Origin of the sequence: Alkalibacterium putridalgicola (genome assembly GCF_900109825.1) — a bacterium.
GTDB classification, from domain to species: domain Bacteria; phylum Bacillota; class Bacilli; order Lactobacillales; family Carnobacteriaceae_A; genus Alkalibacterium; species Alkalibacterium putridalgicola.
In genome coordinates, this window is the sequence record NZ_FOBL01000008.1 from 66,705 (window position 1) to 86,827 (window position 20,123).

Genomic DNA, 20,123 nt, shown 5'->3' on the forward strand with positions numbered 1-20,123 from the left:
GTCTACCGTTGTGATTGTTTTTATTTAAAGGTCACGATCGTTGCACCGCTGCCGCCCTGGTTTGCCGGTGCATCACTGTATGATTTGACCTGCGAATGTTTTTTCAGATACTGGTGCACGCCTTTTCTGACTGCTCCAGTACCCATGCCGTGGATGATCGTGACTTTCGGGTAGTTCGCCAGTAACGCCTGATCCAGATACTGATCGACTTTGTTCACAGCCTCCTCCACACGTTCGCCTCTGACATCTATCTCAGTGGACACTCCGGCGCTGGATGAACGTTTGACCGACACGCGCTGCTTCGGTTCGTTTTCCGGTGCGACTTGCAACAGATCCGATTCATGGAGTTTCATCTTCAGCATACCCATTTGGACGACCCAGTGTTTATTATCGGCCTTGTCGATGACCGTTCCTTTTTGACCAAAGGACTGGACTTCGACGCTGTCGCCGACTTTCAGTGTTTTCTTCTTCTTCTGCTTATTGAGTACTTTATTTTTCTTCAGACTTTCTTCTTCTGCCTTCAAATTGGATAAGCGGGTCTGTGCATCAATAAATTCATGTTCTTTAAGCGGTTCATTCATATGACCTTCAAGCTGTTTCTGTCTCAAGTCTTTTATGATAGCTTCCGCTTCCTGTTTCTTCTTCTCTAAATAGCTGTTCGCTTCTTTCTCCGCTTTTTTACGCAGACGTTCTTTTTCTTCCTGATAGGCATCATATTCAGCTTTAAGTTCTCTATGGAGCCGCTGGGCATCTCTCAATTCTTCAGTGGCCTTACCGGCTTCCGTTTCAGCCTGTCTGCGTTTGCCTTCCAGATCTTCGATCATCTGATCGACACTTTGGCTTTCGCCGCTCATCAGCTGCTTGGCTGAGTCGATGATCATTGAATCAAGGCCCAAACGTCTGGCGATCTCAAAGGCATTACTTCTTCCCGGGATACCGATCAGGAGACGATATGTCGGACTCAATGTATCGACGTTGAACTCCATGCTGGCGTTGATCGTTTCCACCCGGTTATAGCCATAAGCCTTGAGTTCGGGATAATGCGAGGTGATCATCACATAGCTGCCGCTCTGGGCGATCGCATCCAGGATGGCAATGGCCAAGGCTGCACCTTCCTGCGGATCTGTTCCTGCACCCAGTTCATCTAATAAGATAAGACTTTTATCATCCATCCGTTTCAGGACATTGACAATCGTTGTCAAATGAGATGAGAAGGTCGACAAGCTCTGCTCGATAGACTGTTCATCACCGATATCGGCAAAGACACTTGAAAATATACCCATCGTACTGTCTTCTTCGGCAGGGATGAACAAGCCGGACTGCCCCATCAGCTGGAGCAGTCCGAGGGTTTTCAGAGCCACTGTTTTCCCGCCGGTATTCGGCCCTGTCACGATCATCGTTTTATATTCTTCACCGATGATGATATCGTTCGGGACCACCTCATCTTCAGCAAGGAGTGGATGACGAGCCTGATACAGCTCAACATGGTTTTCAGTGCTCACTCTCGGCTTGACAGCCTTGATCGCTTTGGCAAATCGTCCTTTAGCCTGAATCACATCCAAGTCGACCAGCATTTTGAGATGCTCTTCCAGTTCTTCCCTGAAAGGTTCTATCTCAACGGTCAGTTCTGCAAGGATACGGTCCACTTCATGTTTGGCTTCCACCTGATACTGACGCAGCCGGTTGTTTAGATCGACAACACTCTGTGGTTCAATGAACAGGGTCTGCCCTGTGGAACTCTGGTCATGGACCACACCGCCAAAGGTCGAACGGTTCTCTGCCTTGACCGGGATAACGTACCGGTCGTTACGCATCGTGATCAGCGCATCAGTCAGAAACCGCGCCTGAGAACCTCTAACAATACTTTCCAGTTTCTGACGGGCCCGTCCTTCCGTCTGTTTGATGCCGTCTCTTAACCCTTTTAGTTTAGAACTTGCATCATCAAGCACATAACCGCCTTCGTCTACGACCGAAAAAATCTTTTTCTCCAGAGCATTGAAGGTCTGCAGTTCGTTGATTTTATCATAAAGCCTGTTTAAAGGGATGTCCTCTTCTTCTGCTTTCCTGAAAAAGGTTTTTATTTCCCGAAGGGTTCTCAGCATTCGCCCGATCTGTGCGACCTCTGTTCCGTTCAATGTCCCTTGTACACGCACACGTTTCAAGTGAGGACGGATGTCTTCAAAGGCAGCGAGCGGCATGCCGCCTCTCAACCGCATAAGGAGTGAGGCATCTTCGGTTTCTTCCAGCTGTTCCAGGATGTAGTCTTTATCATTAGTTGGACGGATAGTACGGGCTTTTTCCTTCCCCAGTTTTGATACAGTGTGTTCACTTAATTTCATGATTACTTTTTCATATTCCAGTGTTTTAAATGATGATTGAAATGTTTCAGTCATGCTTTCTCTCCTTAACTGTTTGAATCCAGCTTATCTTTTTACAACTCTACAAAAAAGTTGATTGAAAGGCATCATACTGATGTTTTCCTTCAACCAACTCTCCTTTTGATCTCTTTAAATTATTCTTCCATTCCCTGTGCGATCCACCAGTCATAGACTTGCTGGGATAATTCAGGTGTATCCGTCACGATTTCTCTAGCCAGGGCACTCGACTCGAACTGCTCCTGCACGATTCCCATCGGTATCATCGAAGCAACAAAGAGGATCAAGAAAATCCCGATATAATGAACGATGAAGCTCAAAGCAGCGCCGCCCACCGCGTTGACTGTGCGTACGACCGGCAAGTCAGCCAGGGCCTGGAACAAACCGCCGATGACCCGTGTGATCAGCCAGCCTGCAAACAGCAGGACTACAAAAGAGACCCCATTATAGAATGGGCTGTCCAGTTCGAACAATAAGTCCATGCCATATAATACAAATGGATTAGCTGAAGTCGATGAAGGTGTTGGATACGGAATGAACATTTCAGCATAGTCACTGAGCATCTGATAATAGTTCAATGCCAGCCAGAATGAAACGGCATATCCGATCGTCAGGACCAGTTGCAGGACCAGCCCGCGTCGTGCTCCGCTATAAAGTGATAATAATAATGTGAAGATTATGATTCCTGTTAACAGCATACTTTTCTCCTTGTTCGCTGCAGTTAGTTTTCCTTGTTCTGTTCCAACTGCTCATATTTTTCTTTCCACTCATTCAATTCATTACGCATGGCCAATTGATCGGATACTGCATTGATCGCAAGCAAGATGGCTCGTTTTTCTTTATCCAACCCCTTGGTCATTTCTTTAAGTTGGGTTAATTGTTCGTCCACAGTTTCTGCCACAACGCGCATGTGCTTTTCAGGCTTGGAACCAACAATCGTGTATGTTTCTCCATCTATGGTTGCTTTAAATCTTCGCTTCCCTTCGGACATGACACAGCCCCCTCGCTTCTCAAATTCTTTATTATAATAACACGAATGCGTTAAAAGTGCATTAGTTACAAGGCTTTTTATACAATTTTATTGGAATATTCAAAGGTTTATAAATGAAAAGTGAGACTGATAAAGGCCTCTATAACCGCGTTCGACAGTTAGGTTAATTTAATTAAAGTCTAAGTACCGAAGTTTGACTGATTCGGTAGTTTAGAAGAGACCTCTTTATCCTACTAGCCGAATTTCACGTGTGTTCGACACTTTGAAAACAGGATTATACTTCTAATTGCCGAACAAGGAGGTTTTCGACAATTACCAGCGCCTGCCTTGGATCTACTTACCGAACTATGGGAAACTTCGGTACTTTCCGGCTCGGATACTCTTTCTAATTACCGAAGTTCTCATTCTTCGACAGCTACGTAATGAAATCTTATTCCATAGTGTCGAACCTTCTCGGCTACCAGTCATTAAACGTGATATCAGCCGATGAAAAAGAGACTGGACGCTTACACCCCAGTCTCTCTACGTATTCATAATATTATTATATTAGCGAATCTCGGCATCCAGTTTTTCAACTAAAGCTGCTTTCAGCTGTTCAAAGTCGCTTGTAACTTCTTCCTCTTTCAGGGTCGCTTCAGGATTTTGATAGGCCAGACTATAAGCCATCGATTTCTTGCCCTGTTCGATATTTTCCCCTTGATACAAGTCAAAGAGTCGGATAGATTTCAGCCACTTGCCACCCTGTGCTTTCATGACAGAAAGAACGGTGTCATGGAGGACCGTCTCGTCTACAACAAAGGCCACATCTCTGGATGTTCCCGGATATTTCGGGATCGATGAATAGATCAGCGGCTCTTTTTCTGAATCGAGCAAGGCATCCATATCGATTTCAAATAAGTAGGTCTCTTTAAGATCCCGTTCGTCTGCAATTTGAGGATGCAGTTGACCGATCACACCAACGACCTGGTCCTGCCATCTGATTTCTGCTGTACGCCCCGGGTGAAGTTCTGAGTAGGCTTTAGACGGTTCATAACTGATTTCATCAGCGACACCGATGACATCAAACCATTCTTCCAGTATACCTTTGACTGCGTAAAAATCAACGGACTGTTCACTTTCCTGCCAGTTTGACTCGATGCGGGAACCCGTCAAGGCCCCGGCTACATGTGTCACTTCGTCTGGCAGTTTGCTGTCAGAAACTGGGTAAAACACGCGCCCGATTTCGTAGAAACCGACATGTCTGTTCTGACGAGCCACGTTATACTGAATATTATCCAATAAGCCACTTAAAAGACTCTTGCGCAGTGCCTGATGTTCTTCACTCATCGGCCAGTCCAGTTTCACAGGTTCCCCTTCAGCACGAGAAAAGGCATTGGCTTTTTCGTTTGTCGTCAAAGCATAGCTGATGGCCTGGGATAAGCCGGCCCCTTCCATGAAATGACGGGCATCGCGGACACGCTGTTGTTTATGGGACAGCTCGCCAGGAACAGATTCACTGTGAGGCAGGGTTGCCGGAAGACGGTTATAGCCATGCAGGCGGGCTACTTCTTCAATAATATCTGCTTCGATCTCGATATCCCAGCGTCTTGGCGGTACAGTGACCGTTAATGAGTTTGTGGCAGTTTCTGTTTCAAATCCCAGGCGATGCATTAAATGAACAACTTCATCCATGACCAGTTCAGTGCCCAGTGCCTGATTGATTCTATCAAGCGTAATGGTCACCTTTTTATTCTCCGGCTGGATCGCTTCAACACGGGCAACGCCGCTGATGACCTGACCGTTCCCAAGATCAGCAATCAGTTGTGCCGCATGATCCAAGGCTGTTTCTATAGCTGCGGTATTCAGGCCTCTTTCAAAACGGGCACTTGACTCGCTTCTCAGATTCAGTGCCTGCGCTGTTTTTCTGATGACACTGGATTCAAACAAGGCAGACTCCAGGGCGATCGTTTTGGTCTCACTTGTTACATGCGTATTTTCGCCACCCATGACACCTGCTAACGCGACAGGTTTTTCTCCATTGGTGATCACAAGGTTCCCCGGATTCAGACGTCTCTCCTGTCCGTCTAAAGTGACCAGCTGTTCATCCTGTTCAGCTCTTCTGACACGGATCGTTTTGGAATCAAGCGCATCATAGTCAAAGGCATGCAGCGGTTGACCGTATTCCAGCATGATGTAGTTCGTCACGTCTACGACCGCATCGATCGGGCGGATCCCGGCGTTCATCAATTTACGCTGCAGCCACATCGGACTTTCCTGTACTGTGACGTCTTTAATCACGCGCATTTTATAGACAGGCACATCCTTTTTGTCATCCACAGCTACACTGATATAATCGTCAATGTTTTCAGATTCATCTTCAGACACAGTCACTTCCGGGAAGGACGGTTGCTGTGACAAGATAGCTGCCACCTCATAGCCCACGCCGCGCATGCTCAAAGCATCGGCACGGTTCGGTGTGATATCAAGCTCGATGAAAGCATCATCCAAACCGATATACGGTAAGGCGCTGTGACCTGTTTTGGCATCATAGGGAAGCACATAGATACCATCTTCTGCTTTTTTAGGAACGACGGCGTCGGAAAAACCTAATTCCTGAAGGCTGCAGATCATCCCGTTGGATTCCACTCCGCGCAGTTTACTTTTCTTGATCTTCAATCCGTTAGGTAGTCTGGCCCCCGGCAAAGCAACGATCACTTTCTGACCGGCTTTAATATTCGGTGCTCCGCAGACGATCTGCTTTGACTCACCCTGGTCGACATCCACAGTTGTGACGTTCAGATGATCAGATCCCTCCATGGCTTCGGCTGTCAGGACTTCTCCGACGACGAGGTTATCTAAAGTCAGAGACGGTAACGTTACGTCGTCCACTTCGATACCTGTCAAGGTGATCTGGTCTGCCAGTTCGACCGGCGATATGTCGTTCAAATCTAAATATTCACTTAACCACTTCACTGATACTCTCATGCTCTTCTACCCTTTCCTCTTGAATTGTTCCAGGAACCGCTGATCGTTGAGATAAAAATTACGGATATCATCCACGCCGTATTTCAGCATGGCGATACGGTCAGGCCCGAGCCCGAAAGCAAAGCCGCCGTATTTCTTGGAATCGACACCGGACATTTCCAAAACATGCGGATGGGTCATACCGGCACCCAGGATCTCGATCCAGCCGGTCTGCTTGCAGACATTACAGCCTTTACCGCCGCATTTGAAGCAGGACACGTCGACCTCAACAGACGGCTCCGTGAACGGGAAGTAACTTGGACGGAGACGGATCTCTCTCTCTTCTCCGAACATCTTTTTAGCCAGCAGTTCCAGCGTGCCTTTCAAGTCAGCCATGGTAATGTTCTCGTCAATGACCATTCCTTCGATCTGGTGGAACTGGTGTGAGTGCGTCGCGTCGTCTGTGTCACGGCGATACACTTTTCCTGGACTGATCATTTTAAGCGGTCCGTTTGAAAAATCATGCTGTTCCAGCGTACGTGCCTGGATCGGCGACGTATGCGTACGCAGAAGGATGTCGGATGTGATATAGAATGTATCCTGCATATCGCGGGCCGGATGGTTCTGCGGAAGATTGACACGCTCAAAGTTATAGTAATCCGTTTCGACTTCTGTGCCTTCGATCACCTGATAGCCCATCCCCAAGAACAAGTCTTCGATTTCTTCCATGATCTGAGTCAGCACATGGGTTTGCCCCGTTGTGACCTGTTTACCCGGAAGTGTTACATCGATAGCCTCCTCAGCCAGTTGTTTTTCCAGCGCTTCTTTTTCAAGGGTCTCTCTTTTCTCTGACAGGAGGGCTGTGATTTCGTCCCGGACTTCATTGGCTTTTTTTCCCAAGACAGGGCGCTGTTCCGGCGAAAGATCTTTCATCCCTTTAAGGACGCTTGTCACTTCACCCTTTTTTCCTAAATATTTGACGCGCAGGCTCTCTACTTCTTTCAGCGTTTCCGCTTCACTGACTTCTGCTTTTGCCGCTTCAAGCAGTGCAGATAATTTTTCTTCCATTTCCATCGTCATGCTCCTTTGCTTTAGTTATGATACATTCACTCTTTCTTTTTAGACAAAATAAAAAACCCCATCCCAATAGAGGGACGAGGTCAACACGCGGTACCACCCTTGTTCAAAAGTTTCCTTTTGCACTTTTGCATAACGGCGCATACCGAGATCAAAGTCGATCTACATACATCTCTGCACAAGAGTTCCTGGCAAAGATACGATGAAAGTGAACTTCTGTAAATGATCCAGTCGATGCTTTCAGCCGGGGCACCGTTCTCTAATCTTGTCTCATCCACGTACTCTTTTTCATCTCTTGTTTTAGTCTATTTCACAGATCCACTGATCTGCCCATTCCTGAATTTCAGTCATGACATTTTTAAGGGATTTTCCTTTTTCAGTTAAACAATAACCTGATTTCATTTCACAGGAATCGTCCAAATCTCGTGTCACGATATCCTCTTTTTCAAGTTCTTTCAAGCGTTCAACTAACACACGGTCGCTGACGCCGGATATTGCCTGAGATAAATCTTTAAAACGTCGAGGTCCATCCAACAATACATCAATAATCAATCCTGTCCACTTTTTGCCTAAGATGGCAAAAGTCTGTTCAAATTTCGGGCAGATGACTCTATCTTGAATTGTATTTGCTGTAGCCATTTCTATCATATGCTGTCACCTCTACTTTCACACTAAACAGTATACCATTAACAGACTTAAATTGGTACGTTACATTCCGATTTTTCAAAATTTAGATTTTCGTTCACAATTATAAAAATTCGATCAGCATTGTGGCAATAGTAAAGTAAATGATCAGACTCAGCGAGTCATTGATGGTCGTTATAAAAGGGCCTGAAGCTACTGCCGGATCGATTTTGAATTTATTGATGATAGTCGGTATGGTCGTCCCGATGACCGTTGCCAGACTGACTGTGATGAACATGGACACAGCAATGATAAAGGCCAGTACGGGATTGCCGTAAATGACCACGACGATGCCGATCATGACGAGCCCGGCAATAAGCCCCATGATCATTCCGGCTCCCAGTTCATTTTTTATGGTCTGGAAGAAACTGTCTTTATCCCGGTCATCATCGATGGTCAGGTTTCTGACCGCAACAGCCAGCGACTGCGTCCCCACGTTACCAGCGGTCCCCATCATGATGGGCATGAACGCGGCCAACAGGACCACAGATTCCAGGGTCTCTTCAAAGATGCCTATAAGTCCCCCTGTGATCATACCCAGAAACAGCAGCACAACGATCCAGGGGATACGTGACTTTGCTGTAGAAAGTGGCGAAGGTTTGCGACGATCTTCATCTCCACGACTGATCGCGGCAAATTCATTGAAGTCCTCAGTCGTTTCTTCTTCTATAATGTCCATGACATCGTCGACCGTGACGATCCCCTGCATGGTCCCGTTAAAGCCCAAAACAGGGACGGCGAGTAAATCGTAGTCCTGAATGACACGCGCCACATGTTCCTGATCATCACTGACTTTGACAGAAACGACCTGGTTGAACATGATATCTTCTACGATCTCGTCTTCAGGTGACAGGAGCAAGTCTCGTAAGGACAGCACTCCCACAAGTCTTTCCTTATCATCAATAACATATAAATAGTAAATCGTTTCTGCTTCGCGGCCTATCTTTCTCAAACGTTTGACAACTTCAGCCATAGATTCCTTGTTTTGGATCGCGATAAACTCTTTAGTCATGATCGAGCCAGCGGTTTCCGCTTCATATGCCATGATTTCCTGAACCCGCTGGCTCTCTTCTTCATCCATCATATCCAGCAGTGTCTGATTATCCGTCTCCTCACTTTCTGCGAGGAAACGGGCCACATCATCCGCAGCCATCGTATTGAAAACTTCAGCCATATAAGCATCAGGCAGATATTGGACAGCGGCTTCCTGATCTTCTGTTTCCATCCATTCGAATATTTCCGCAAACTCTTCAGGTGTCAAAAAATCGGATATCTTACGTTTTTTATCTGGATACAATAGATGAAATACTTCATGCTGATCGCGGTCATGCAGTCTTAAAAACAGGTCACGAAAGGCCTGCTTGTCGTTTTCTTTTGCTGCCTTAAAAATGTGTTCATAGGTTTTCTGTTTATTGCTTTTTACTAATTTCATGGTCAAAACACCCTTCTCTGCACCGGCTTGGCGATGGCATACAGTGTATATCTATTTGGTTCTTTAACGTTAACTGACAAGGGAACCGAATCCATTCGCCCCACCTCCACTTTCCGAGAAATCATAACAAGAAGGTCTTATTGAAAAATCACAGTCTAGACACGACGCCTTTAAAATTACAGTCAAAAAAACACGCTATTTACGAGCGTGTCAAGAACATGAGCATGATGTCATCTTCCAAAACACCTCTGTCGTTGAGCTTCAGCTTCATATGGCATAGAGATTAATTTCTCAGCTACGTTAAGAATCCCCTTCATCCGAAAATTCCTGCTGACCCGTTGGCGTCTTTAGACATTTCCGGGCAGTAGCGTGTCTCCATATGGTAGCCTCACCTAACAAGGTTACAGTTATCTTTCGTTTTAATCATAACGAAACTCCTTAATTCAATCAAGCAATAATTATCCTATGATCTTTATCCATTAGAAGCTAGGAGATACTCACAAGGTGAAGCGTTATCTTTGTAGCATAATCTTAGATTACTTATACTAAATGAGTAAGGACACACGTTTTAGCTAAATTATTATACGAGGAGGGATACAATGAAAAAAGGAAAACTGATTCTTTTGTTTATGGCAGCAGCAACACTTGGCGCCTGCACGACAGAGGAGGATCCCGGTGAAACAGAGGCACTGGATCCAATCGAGGAAGAAGCCGCCATAGAAGAGGAACCCAACGAAGGAATGGTTACAGAAGAAGAACTGGCTCCAGTCAGTGAAAGTGAAATGGATGAGGCAGAATCGATCGACAATATTGATCAATATGAAGAATTTGAAGAACAGGATGTTTTTGATCCTACTGGTTACGATGCTTATTTAATTACCGATAACGGCAGTACGCGAGTCATCTTGTTCACTGACGGGGACGAACAGGTTTTTAAATCCATTTTCACTGAAGAAGATAACCGTCTGAAGATCATAGATCTTCAGAATCACGAATTGCTGCTTAATTCTCCGCTGTAATCCGTCTACATTAAGGAAGGATGATATTGATGAACAAAGAAAATAACCTTAAATCACAAAAACCAAAAAAGAATTACTTAATGGATGATGACCGCCAGAAGCTGGATCCGGTCCCTGAAGTGGAAAGCGATACGTACAAGCCTGCAGACAAAATGAAAGGTTTCAACACCATCGTGACTGGTGCAGACAGCGGTATCGGCCGTGCGGTGGCCATCGCTTTTGCCAAGGAAGGTGCTAATGTTGCCTTAGTTGATTTAGAGGATAATGACGATCTAAAATCAGCCAAGACACGCATAGAAGAATTAGGCGTGAAGTGCCTGACTTTTGCTGGCGATGTGGGTGACGAGGATTTCGTTAAAGAAACAGTCAAAACTGTTGCTGATGAATGGCAAACGATACATGTCCTCGTCAATAATGCTGCCGAGCAACACAAACAGGAGAGCCTCATGAATATCAGTGCAGAGCAACTGGACCGCACATTCCGTACAAACATTTATTCGACCATCTTCTGGTCCCGGGAAGTGTTCCCCTATTTAGCTGAAAATGGAGCGGTGATCAATTCCTCTTCTGTCACGGCGTATCAAGGATCTCCTGGATTAATGGACTATGCATCGACAAAAGGTGCGATCATTGCATTCACCCGTTCGCTTGCACAAAACAAGGAGTTCATCGAGAAGAAAGTCCGCGTGAATGCTGTAGCGCCAGGACCTATCTGGACACCGCTAATCCCGGCTACTTTGGGCAGTTCTTATGAAGAACATGCTGGTGTGCCTATGGGTCGCCCCGGTGAACCTTATGAACTGGCACCTGCGTATGTCTATCTCGCAACAAGTGATTCAAGTTATGTCAGTGGTCAGACGATACACGTCAATAGTGGGACCGTCGTCAATGGCTGATTTTTATCTATCATGTATAAAGAAACCCGATGGATCTCCTGATCTATCGGGTTTTCTCGTCATTTGAATGATCATACTGATTAAATCGAATGATCATTCAAATAACTTTCCTGATAAGTCATCGTTCAGCTGAATACTGACTTCATTCTCGTCCGACGATCCCGGCAGCAGTACTTTTAACAATAAAATGTGTGCGGATCAAAGTCAGTATCGTCTTCCGCTTTTTTCCATGCTAAAGAAAGATCAACATTACCACGAACACACTTGTGAGGACATAAATATGAGTATCTCTTACGCATTCTGATACCAACGACCAAGTCAACAGGCTGTTATCAGTGAGCTTGCCATTTTGTTGTTGAAATGACAGGCTCGCTCGTTATTCACATCAGACCTTGTCATTTTATTCAAAAAATGACAAGGTCATTCATTTTTTATTTTTGAGTGTGTCACTTTATCTCTAAAGTGACAGGCTCAGGTTCCTGTTAAGTCTGACCTTGTCATTTTAAACCAGAAATGACAAAGTCAGAATCATCTATAATTTGAGTGTGTCACTTCACTTATATAATGAAACACTCAGTTCCTTGTGTATCTCGAGTCTGTCATCTTGTTCCTGCAGAGTCACAAGTATCCACCTTTCCCCCCAAAATCTCGTCCGTTCTTTACTAGACGGCCAATAAAGTAAAAAATACAAAAAAGCTGTTTCCATTTATGTTCAAACTATCTAAACATAAATGGAAACAGCTTCTAAATCAGAACTTCATACTAATAGGTATCTAAGACTAAGCATGGACCACTCTTAGTTTCAAGCTCCATTCCGAAAGTTTCTGCTTGACTTTAGATCTGACAGGTGTTGAGACTTCATTGATGGCGCAGTATTTATCCACACATGTCACAACAAAACTTTCTTTATACCGAGGGATCCCCACGCCAGTCGTTGTTAAAAACATATGCTTCAGTATAATATCTTTTTCAAGTTCACTTAATTCAGTCAGGCGTTGAGCATTTTTAACTGCGATTTTTGGGTGAACACAGTTGTGAGAACCTTCATTCATTAATGCGATCTCTTCTCTGCCTTCGTGAAAGAAATCATGCAGCAAGCCTGCTCTGGCAACTGCTCTCACATTAAGGTTCAGGCGTTTAGCGATCTTATAACTTACATAGGATACAAATAATGAATGGATCAGGCGTGTTGTATAGTGGTGATGTGTAATATCATCTAATTTAAGTAAATCTTCATCTTCAAGTAAATCTTCGACTAATGTCATATAATCTGTATCATTTTCCCAAATTGAACGAACAAATTCCATCAAATGTCCCCTTTTCAAACGAGTCAGTGATTGTCTGCAGTCGTGCATTATGCGACTGTCCATAAATAATCTTACTCCTTTAAGTGAAAAAAGAAAAGGAAACAATCTAATTTAGAAACGTTTTCATGACGTTTGTGACAAAATTGTCAAAAAACGCTGATCACTGATAAAGACTGAACATCAATATGCTTGCAGCGATGGCGACGTTCAACGATTCTGCCTGGCCTTTGATTGGAATATACAGATTTTCTGAGGTCTGTTCCAGAAGCTTGGGATTCACCCCATTCCCTTCATTCCCTACGATCAATGCAAACTTATCTTGCGGTTCTATCGAACGGAAAGATACCGCTCTTTCATCTAAAGCTGTTCCATAGACAGGAATACCTCTGTCTTTAAACATTCCGATCCAAGTTTCGATATCGTCATGAATGATAGTCAAATGAAAGTGACTGCCCTGGGCTGACCGAAGTGCTTTAGGATTGAACAAGTCAACAGAGCCTTTTCCTATAATGACACCTTCAAACCCAGCAGCATCAGCGGTGCGTATCAAGGTACCAAGATTCCCCGGGTCCTGGACTTCATCCAGAATCAGGACAGGCTTATTTCCTCTGATATCGTCAGGAGATTCCTGACTTTTAACGACGGCCAGGATCCCCTGTTCGGTCACAGCATCGCTCAGCATACTGGTAATTTCTTCCGTTACTTCCACAGCATCTATCTCACTTTTTTCATATAGATAGGCATAATCCATGACTTTATCTTCTCTGATGACCAGTACATCGATCTCAGTATCCGATTTTATTGCTTCTTCTACTAAATGAAGGCCTTCTACGAGGTATCTGTTCTGTTTCTTTCTGCCTTTACGTGTCAGCAGTTTTCTCCATTCTTTTACCTGCTTGTTCTGTGTCGATTCGATTCTTTCCATAATAGTCATTCCTCCAGCTCTGATCTTCATAATTCAGTATACACGACATGAAAAAAGAGAGAAAGCTCTTCAGCCTTCTCTCTTTGCGGTTTAGTAGTCTTGATTATCTGATGTAGTTCATAGGATTAACTGGTGTACCGTTTTTATAAACGATGAAGTGCAAGTGAACGCCTGTTGAACGTCCTGTCGTACCCATGATTCCCAGTTGCTGTCCTTGAGAAACTCTCTGTCCCGGCGCAACACTTAAGTTAGGCTGCATGTGAGCATATAAGGTTTCATAGCCATCACCATGATCTATGATCACACGGTAACCGTATGTTCCAGAATATGATGCTGATTTTACTGTACCTGCACGAGTGGCTCTGATCGGTCCTCCACCGGCAATATCTGTTCCATTGTGGAATGTACGTCTGCCTGTTACAGGATGTACACGGTAGCCAAAGGGTGACGTGTATCGGCCATTTGCTGGACGTAACCAGCCGCTGCTGTTTTGAACACTATTTGACGAAGCATTGTTTGAGCTGTTCGAACTGTTTGAAGACGTTGAAGCCTGGTCTTTTTCGTTGGCTTTAGCTGCTGCTTCTGCTTTGGCTTTGGCTCTTGCTGCCGCTTCTGCTTTAGCTTTCGCTTCGGCTTCTCTCTGAGCTTTTTCCTGAGCGATACGGATCGCTTCTTGTCTGGCACGTTCTTCTTCAATGATGCGCTGTTTCTCAGCTTTCATCTCTTCATTTAAAGTGCTCGTACGTTCTGCAATGATCGCTTGTTCATTGACGAATGATTTTCTTTCTTCGTCAGTCATTTCATATTTTTCAGCGATCTGAACGATTTTGTCATCTAATTCCAGACGCTGGTTCATTAAGTTATTACGGCTGACTTCCAGCTGAGCCTTAACTTGTTCCATCTCTGTCTGTTCAGCTTTAACTTGTTTTTCGTTTTCTTCTAAAGCATTCTGGTCAGCGATCTGTTCTTCCATAATTTCCTGGTTTGCAGTAACAAGTTTGTTGACGACATTGATGCGTCCAACTAAATCAGACAAACTTTCAGCAGACATCAGCAAGTCGACGATGTCTGAAGCGCTGGCGTTCGTCTGTACAGAACGTGCTTGTGATTCCAGTTGTTCATTACGGTCATCGATCTGCTGCTGCAGTTGCGCGATTTCGTCCTGCAGACGTTCGATTTCTTCTTTGATGCGTTGGATTTCTTTTTCCTGTTCGTTGATTTCCAAAACCAAAGCGTCGATATCTGCTTGAAGGGCCGTTACTTCTTTTTCAAGTTGAGCTTTTTCATTTTCAAGTGCTTCCATTTTTTCTTCACGACTCTGAATTTCGCCGCTCACTTTTTGTGCTTCTTTTTCCAGCTGTTGTTCCTGCTGCTGAAGTTCATTTAATTTTTGAGAAGCATCGACTTCCATCGGACGCAAGAATGGTGCTGCAAGTAATACTGAAGCCATTGCTGTAATGATACGTTTTTTATTCAATCTGAAAAACTCCTAATCCACAATTTATTGATCGACCCTTAACGGTGATCTTTCTATTTTTATACGTTTAAATGTTGGTTTATACTTTTAATGTTTGCTCATTTGTTTCAAGCACTAAAAACATCATAGCATAGGATAGGATAGTCTAAGATTTAAATCTAATGACAAAATCTGTGTCCGTTTGTTACATAACTGTATTATTTGAAGAAACCATGGCAAAACGTAACCTTTACAAATGCTGGTATAAAGGCTTTTCTAATTAAATACGCTCCGCTCCAACTTATAATTCTGACAAAAAACGGTGAACAAAAGGTGACAAATCTCATTTTAATTTGACACTTTTTTTTTATCCAGTATAAATTGTATCCGATTTCAGTCGTATTCCAGCCTCGATCACTAACTCAAAACTGTATTAAAATCAGATTTTAAACGTTTATGAGCAGCATATTTCTATTTTCTCTCGGATCACTTGTCACTTTAGGCTTAACGTTTACCTTTGAATTTGCTATTCTATAGTAAGTATAGAAAGGAAGACACGTATGGTCACATTTAATGCCATTGCCACACACAGCACACTGATCGATGAAAACGAGTTTTTTGCACAGTACTATGATCCGGATGTCTTATTCAGATATGATTCAAATTTCTTTCAGCTGAAATATTCCCCGACGAAAGAAGAGTTCGAACTGATCGAATCGATGCATAGGACATTCTCAGAAGAAAATGGTCTAACCCACGTTAAATTTTACTGGCCGGAAAATCAGGGTATCATGCCGGATACTTTAGACTACTTAAATGGTGAAGAGTATGGACTGGAAAAGCTGGAACTCTATTCACTTGATCCGGCACATTATGTATTTAAAGAGAAACATCCGGATATCAACGTATCCGAAGTACAAGCTGACCAGCTGGATGCATTCAAGCGACTGAATTATATAGAAGATAAAACGGTATCTGACTCTTTTGCCGAATCTAAACAACCTTATTACGACCGCCTCTTCAAAGATAAAGCAGTCACCTTTCTTCTCGCATACTTCCAGGGAGAGCCGGCCGGTTCCTGCATTATGATCGATAGCGATGAGGGGCTGGAACTGGATGACTTGTTCACACTGGAAAAGCACCGGCTAAAAGGCATTGCCTCGGCATTACAGTCATTCATTATTAATGAAGCACTGACAAGGCAGACCCTTGTCTTCCTCGTGGCTGATGCGGAAGATTCTCCTAAAGATATGTATAAAAAAGCGGGATTCCACTATGAAGGTTTTCGTATCGGTGCACAAAAAGTTATCAAAGGAGAAGGTTAAATGAGCGAAGAGATAAGACGGTTAACAAAAGAAGATATTTCTTATTATAAAAAGATGCAGACAGGCTTGGACGATGACTATATGCTGTGGGCCTTTCACCGTATTATCGGAGGGCCTAATCATCTTTTTGGTTTGTTTGTATCTGATGAACTCGTTGCCTTATCGGGTTTCACAATATTCAAGGATCACTATGCCATGCTTGGACGCTTACGGACTGACCATCGGCATAGAAAAAACGGCTACGGGACCCAAATAGTCAGGTACAGTTTGGAACAGGCCCTTTCACATCCGGATGTAAAATGGATCGGTGCCAATACCGAACAGTACAATAAAGCCTCTCAGGCGGTCCTGAAAAAAGTCGGTCTGCCACCAGTGACACTGCTTTATGCCGCTCAATCAGACTCTGTCGACAGTCTGATCATAGACGAATCAACACGGTGGAAAGAAGTCACTGAAAAAGCCAAAAAGGCGGACTGGATCAGACGCACGTACCTTGATCCGTCTTTTGATAAAAAAGTCTTTCCGCTTGAAGCCTATTACCCTTTCCCTGTCAGTGAAGAACTGTTCGAAGGGTCCATTGATGACTGGCATTATTACGAAAATGCAGACCAAAGCCGCTATGTCATCTTATGGGAAGAATTTAAAGGCACGAATTATTTACATGTCGTTTATCCGTGGTCAGACTTTATGGAACAGTCCGGTTTGTTCAGAACCATTCAGGAAAAGCTGAAGGTGGCTCAACAGAAAGATAGTGAGACAGTGATCTGGTGGGATCTTTCCGAAGCCGAAGCTGCCCTTCTTCCGACAGATCATCCTTTCGATCTGCCTTCCCCTTGGATCCTGCATGGCTTATCGAAAGAGGCACTTTTATCTGATGACATTTCTGAATCATTCGAGCGAGCCAATACACTTATCCAGAATGTTGAGAAAGAGCTACAGGATCTGGAGAAAATCCTTGAAAAAGAGACAGAAACGCTCGAGGCTCTTGAAGATCAGCTGAATGATTACACATCTAAAGAGTAGAACATACAAAAAGATAACCACCTGGCATATGCTAAATGCTATATGCTCAGCGGTTATCTTTTTTTGTCTTATCTTATAACGCTTTGTCGTCCACAGCTGCCAGGGCATCATCGATCGTTTTCACGACTCGCTCCAGCGAACCTTCTTCAAAAGGTGAACGCAGATTGGCTGTATCGACTGTTTCGAGGAAGCTTTTTGTGCCGCCTGCTTCACAGATGGCCATGTAGTCTCCCCAGGCTTTGTCATCCTCATCAACGATGGCACGTTTCCAGAACTGCAGGGCACAGACCTGAGCCAGCGTGTAATCGATATAGTAGAACGGCGAAGCAAAAATATGGCCCTGTCTGAACCAGTACGTCCCCTTATCCAAGAAGTCACTCTCAGAGTAATCGCGCTGCGGCAGGTACTGTTTCTCCAGCTTTCTCCAGCATGCTTTGCGCTCTTCTGGCGACCACTCAGGATTTTCATACACTTCATGCTGGAAGTGATCCACTAGCACCCCATAAGGAAGGAAACGGATCGCGCCACTCAGATGGTCGAACTTGTATTTATCCGTCTGCTCTTTGAAGAACAGTTCCATCCACGGGTATGTGAAGAATTCCATGCTCATGGAGTGGATCTCACATGTTTCAAACGTCGGGAACACGATCTCCGGTTGCTTGATCCAGCGTGACTGGTAGACCTGGAAGGCATGACCCGCTTCGTGTGTGAGAACATCGATATCGCCAGAGGTCCCGTTAAAGTTGGCAAAAATGAATGGAGACTTGTAGTCGGGAATATACGTACAGTAGCCGCCACTCGCTTTTCCTTCTTTAGACAGGAGATCGACCAGTTCTTTATCGAACATAAAGTCGATAAATTCTGCTGTTTCATCACTTAATTCATGATACATCTTGCGTCCATTTTCAATGATATAATCCGGATCTCCCTGAGGCGTCGGATTCCCGTCCAGAAACTGCAAGGCTTCGTCATAATGTTTCAGATCCTTGATTCCGATACGGTCTGCCTGGCGCTTAGCCAGTTTTTTCGTGACAGGAACCACATAGTCCAGGACCTGCTTTCGGTATACTTCAACCATGTCACGGTCGTAGTCAAAGCGTTTCATTCGGACATAACCCAATTCGACGAAATCTTTGTAGCCCAATTTTTTAGCGATCTGATCTCTGACGGTGACCAGTTCGTTGTAAATCGAATCCAGTTTTTCTTCATTTTCTTCAAAGTAGCTCAGTTGGGCTTCGCTTGCCTCTTTCCTGACGGCACGGTCCGTCGACTGTAGATAGGGACCAAACTGAGACAAAGTAAGCGTCTTCCCGTCGAATTCGATTTCTGCAGCGGCAATCAGCTTCTGATAATCACTGCTCAGCTGGTTTTCCTTCTGAAGCAGTTCGATGACACTGGCATCAAAGGAGTCCAGTTCGAACTGCATATTCTGGATAAACGTCCTTGGATAACTGTCTTTCAACTCTTCTAAGTAAGGCGACTCCATTATGGCCCTGTAGTATCGGGTATTTAATTCCTGGTACAATGGGCCATATTCATTCCAATAGTTGTCTTCCTGTTCATAGAAATCGTCCTTTGTATCGATCGAGTAGCGAATGGATGCCAAAGTAGCCATCGTATCCAGCGAAGAGGTCAGCGCCGACACTTCGTCGATCGCTTCTTTTACTTCGTCTACAGATGAAGCGCCTTTCAGCTGATCGATCAGATGGATGAAATCTTTTTTGAACAGGTCAAAATCCGGTCTTTCATAAGTGTAGTCATTAAATTTCATTGTCTTCCTCCAGTAGTTATAAGTTAATAACAGTATAGCACAGGGATTATAATTTCAGTATAATTAAATGAATAAACTCTTAGTATTACACTGGATAAAAGCATTGATCTAGTTCTATAGTCAGTGAACACTTAATGCGAACAGCGCATTGGCACTGCTCAAACTCTTTTTCTGGTGAGTACGTCTAATGTGGGGCTCATTAGCAGTGCTCAAACTATTTCCTTCCTGAGCACGTCCAATGTTGAGCTCATTAGCACTGCTCAAGCTATTTTTCTGATGAGTACGTCCAATACGAGGCTCATTGGCACTACTCAAACTATTATTCTTGTCAGTACGTCTAATGTGGAGCTCATTGGCACTGTTCAAACTGTTTTCTTCCTGAGCACGTCCAATACGAGACTCATTAGCAGTGCTCAATATGTTTTCCTGGTGAGTACGTCTAATGTGGGACTCATTAGCACTGCTCAAGCTATTTTTCTGATGAGTACGTCTAATGTGGGGCTCATTAGCACTGCTCAAGCTGTTTTCCTGGTGAGTACGTCTAATATGGGGCTCATTGGCACTACTCAAACTATTTTTCTTGTCAGTACACCTAATGCGGGGCTCATTGGCACTACTCAAACTATTTTTCTTGTCAGTACACCTAATGCGGGGCTCATTGGCACTACTCAAACTATTTTTCTTGTCAGTACGTCTAATGTGGAGATCATGGCACTGCTCAAACTGTTATGTTCCTGACTACGTCCAATGTGGAGCTCATTAGCAGTGCTCAAACTATTTGTCTTTACGAGTGCGTCAATTAAGAGACTGATCAGCCCTCCTGAGATTGTATTTCTATGTTTCAATTGACTCCCCCTAATAGGTAACTCTATAAGAACATAATAATAATGATGCTGTTT

At 44.2% G+C, this 20,123-nt stretch carries 17 protein-coding genes and 1 riboswitch; of the genes, 5 read left to right on the top strand and 12 right to left on the bottom strand.

Annotation, left to right across the window (positions count from 1 at the left end):
* Window positions 1-20: 20 nt before the first annotated feature.
* The 7 genes from BMX84_RS04065 to mgtE form a co-directional block, all read right to left on the bottom strand.
* Complete coding sequence (locus tag BMX84_RS04065; protein ID WP_091487450.1) at window positions 21-2,393, bottom strand: endonuclease MutS2; 2,373 nt, start codon at window positions 2,391-2,393, stop codon at window positions 21-23.
* Between the two features lie 119 nt (window positions 2,394-2,512).
* The gene (locus BMX84_RS04070; protein WP_091487452.1) at window positions 2,513-3,073 is read right to left on the bottom strand and encodes a CvpA family protein; all 561 of its coding nucleotides are present in this window, start codon (window positions 3,071-3,073) and stop codon (window positions 2,513-2,515) included.
* A gap of 23 nt (window positions 3,074-3,096) precedes the next feature.
* A complete protein-coding gene (locus BMX84_RS04075) occupies window positions 3,097-3,366 on the bottom strand; it encodes a cell division protein ZapA (protein WP_091487454.1) in 270 nt (89 codons plus the stop codon).
* A gap of 546 nt (window positions 3,367-3,912) precedes the next feature.
* On the bottom strand, window positions 3,913-6,330 hold the full coding sequence (gene pheT, locus BMX84_RS04080; protein ID WP_091487456.1) for a phenylalanine--tRNA ligase subunit beta: 2,418 nt from the start codon (window positions 6,328-6,330) through the stop codon (window positions 3,913-3,915).
* 6 nt (window positions 6,331-6,336) lie between these two features.
* Entirely contained in the window at window positions 6,337-7,383 is a 1,047-nt protein-coding gene (pheS, locus tag BMX84_RS04085) for a phenylalanine--tRNA ligase subunit alpha (RefSeq protein WP_091487458.1), read from the bottom strand.
* A 303-nt stretch (window positions 7,384-7,686) separates the two neighbouring features.
* Window positions 7,687-8,025, bottom strand: coding sequence for a winged helix-turn-helix transcriptional regulator (locus BMX84_RS04090; RefSeq protein ID WP_371860943.1), 339 nt, complete (start codon window positions 8,023-8,025; stop codon window positions 7,687-7,689).
* Between the two features lie 109 nt (window positions 8,026-8,134).
* Window positions 8,135-9,502: a magnesium transporter gene (gene mgtE / locus BMX84_RS04095; protein WP_091487461.1), complete on the bottom strand. Its 1,368-nt coding sequence runs from the start codon at window positions 9,500-9,502 to the stop codon at window positions 8,135-8,137.
* 239 nt (window positions 9,503-9,741) lie between these two features.
* A riboswitch (M-box (ykoK) riboswitch) is annotated at window positions 9,742-9,909 on the bottom strand.
* A gap of 192 nt (window positions 9,910-10,101) precedes the next feature.
* On the opposite strand from mgtE, the gene BMX84_RS04100 reads away from it, so the two are divergent.
* Window positions 10,102-10,521, top strand: coding sequence for a hypothetical protein (locus BMX84_RS04100; RefSeq protein WP_091487463.1), 420 nt, complete (start codon window positions 10,102-10,104; stop codon window positions 10,519-10,521).
* A 29-nt stretch (window positions 10,522-10,550) separates the two neighbouring features.
* On the top strand, window positions 10,551-11,417 hold the full coding sequence (locus BMX84_RS04105; RefSeq protein WP_091487464.1) for an SDR family oxidoreductase: 867 nt from the start codon (window positions 10,551-10,553) through the stop codon (window positions 11,415-11,417).
* Between the two features lie 779 nt (window positions 11,418-12,196).
* Here the strand turns inward: BMX84_RS04105 and BMX84_RS04110 are convergent.
* The 3 genes from BMX84_RS04110 to BMX84_RS04120 all read right to left on the bottom strand — a co-directional run bounded on the left by BMX84_RS04110 (window position 12,197) and on the right by BMX84_RS04120 (window position 15,126).
* Window positions 12,197-12,724 (bottom strand): HD domain-containing protein, encoded by a 528-nt coding sequence (locus BMX84_RS04110; RefSeq protein WP_091487466.1) that lies wholly within the window; start codon window positions 12,722-12,724, stop codon window positions 12,197-12,199.
* Between the two features lie 160 nt (window positions 12,725-12,884).
* Entirely contained in the window at window positions 12,885-13,649 is a 765-nt protein-coding gene (locus BMX84_RS04115; RefSeq protein ID WP_091487467.1) for a TrmH family RNA methyltransferase, read from the bottom strand.
* A gap of 103 nt (window positions 13,650-13,752) precedes the next feature.
* Window positions 13,753-15,126, bottom strand: a complete 1,374-nt coding sequence (locus BMX84_RS04120) for a peptidoglycan DD-metalloendopeptidase family protein (protein ID WP_246119096.1) — start codon at window positions 15,124-15,126, stop codon at window positions 13,753-13,755.
* 539 nt (window positions 15,127-15,665) lie between these two features.
* Here BMX84_RS04120 and BMX84_RS04125 point away from each other — a divergent pair.
* Both BMX84_RS04125 and BMX84_RS04130 read left to right on the top strand, forming a co-directional pair.
* On the top strand, window positions 15,666-16,430 hold the full coding sequence (locus BMX84_RS04125) for a GNAT family N-acetyltransferase (protein ID WP_091487469.1): 765 nt from the start codon (window positions 15,666-15,668) through the stop codon (window positions 16,428-16,430).
* Window positions 16,431-17,453 carry a GNAT family N-acetyltransferase gene (locus BMX84_RS04130; protein ID WP_091487471.1) on the top strand — a complete coding sequence of 341 codons (1,023 nt, stop codon included), beginning with the start codon at window positions 16,431-16,433 and terminating at the stop codon, window positions 17,451-17,453.
* Window positions 17,454-17,526: 73 nt separating this feature from the next.
* Here the strand turns inward: BMX84_RS04130 and BMX84_RS04135 are convergent, their stop codons facing one another.
* Both BMX84_RS04135 and BMX84_RS12395 read right to left on the bottom strand, forming a co-directional pair.
* Window positions 17,527-19,224, bottom strand: coding sequence for a M3 family oligoendopeptidase (locus tag BMX84_RS04135; RefSeq protein ID WP_091487472.1), 1,698 nt, complete (start codon window positions 19,222-19,224; stop codon window positions 17,527-17,529).
* 120 nt (window positions 19,225-19,344) lie between these two features.
* Window positions 19,345-19,641: a hypothetical protein gene (locus BMX84_RS12395; RefSeq protein ID WP_143058665.1), complete on the bottom strand. Its 297-nt coding sequence runs from the start codon at window positions 19,639-19,641 to the stop codon at window positions 19,345-19,347.
* A 12-nt stretch (window positions 19,642-19,653) separates the two neighbouring features.
* Here BMX84_RS12395 and BMX84_RS12400 point away from each other — a divergent pair, with 12 nt between their 5' ends.
* Window positions 19,654-19,962, top strand: coding sequence for a hypothetical protein (locus BMX84_RS12400; RefSeq protein ID WP_143058666.1), 309 nt, complete (start codon window positions 19,654-19,656; stop codon window positions 19,960-19,962).
* Window positions 19,963-20,123: the final 161 nt, after the last annotated feature.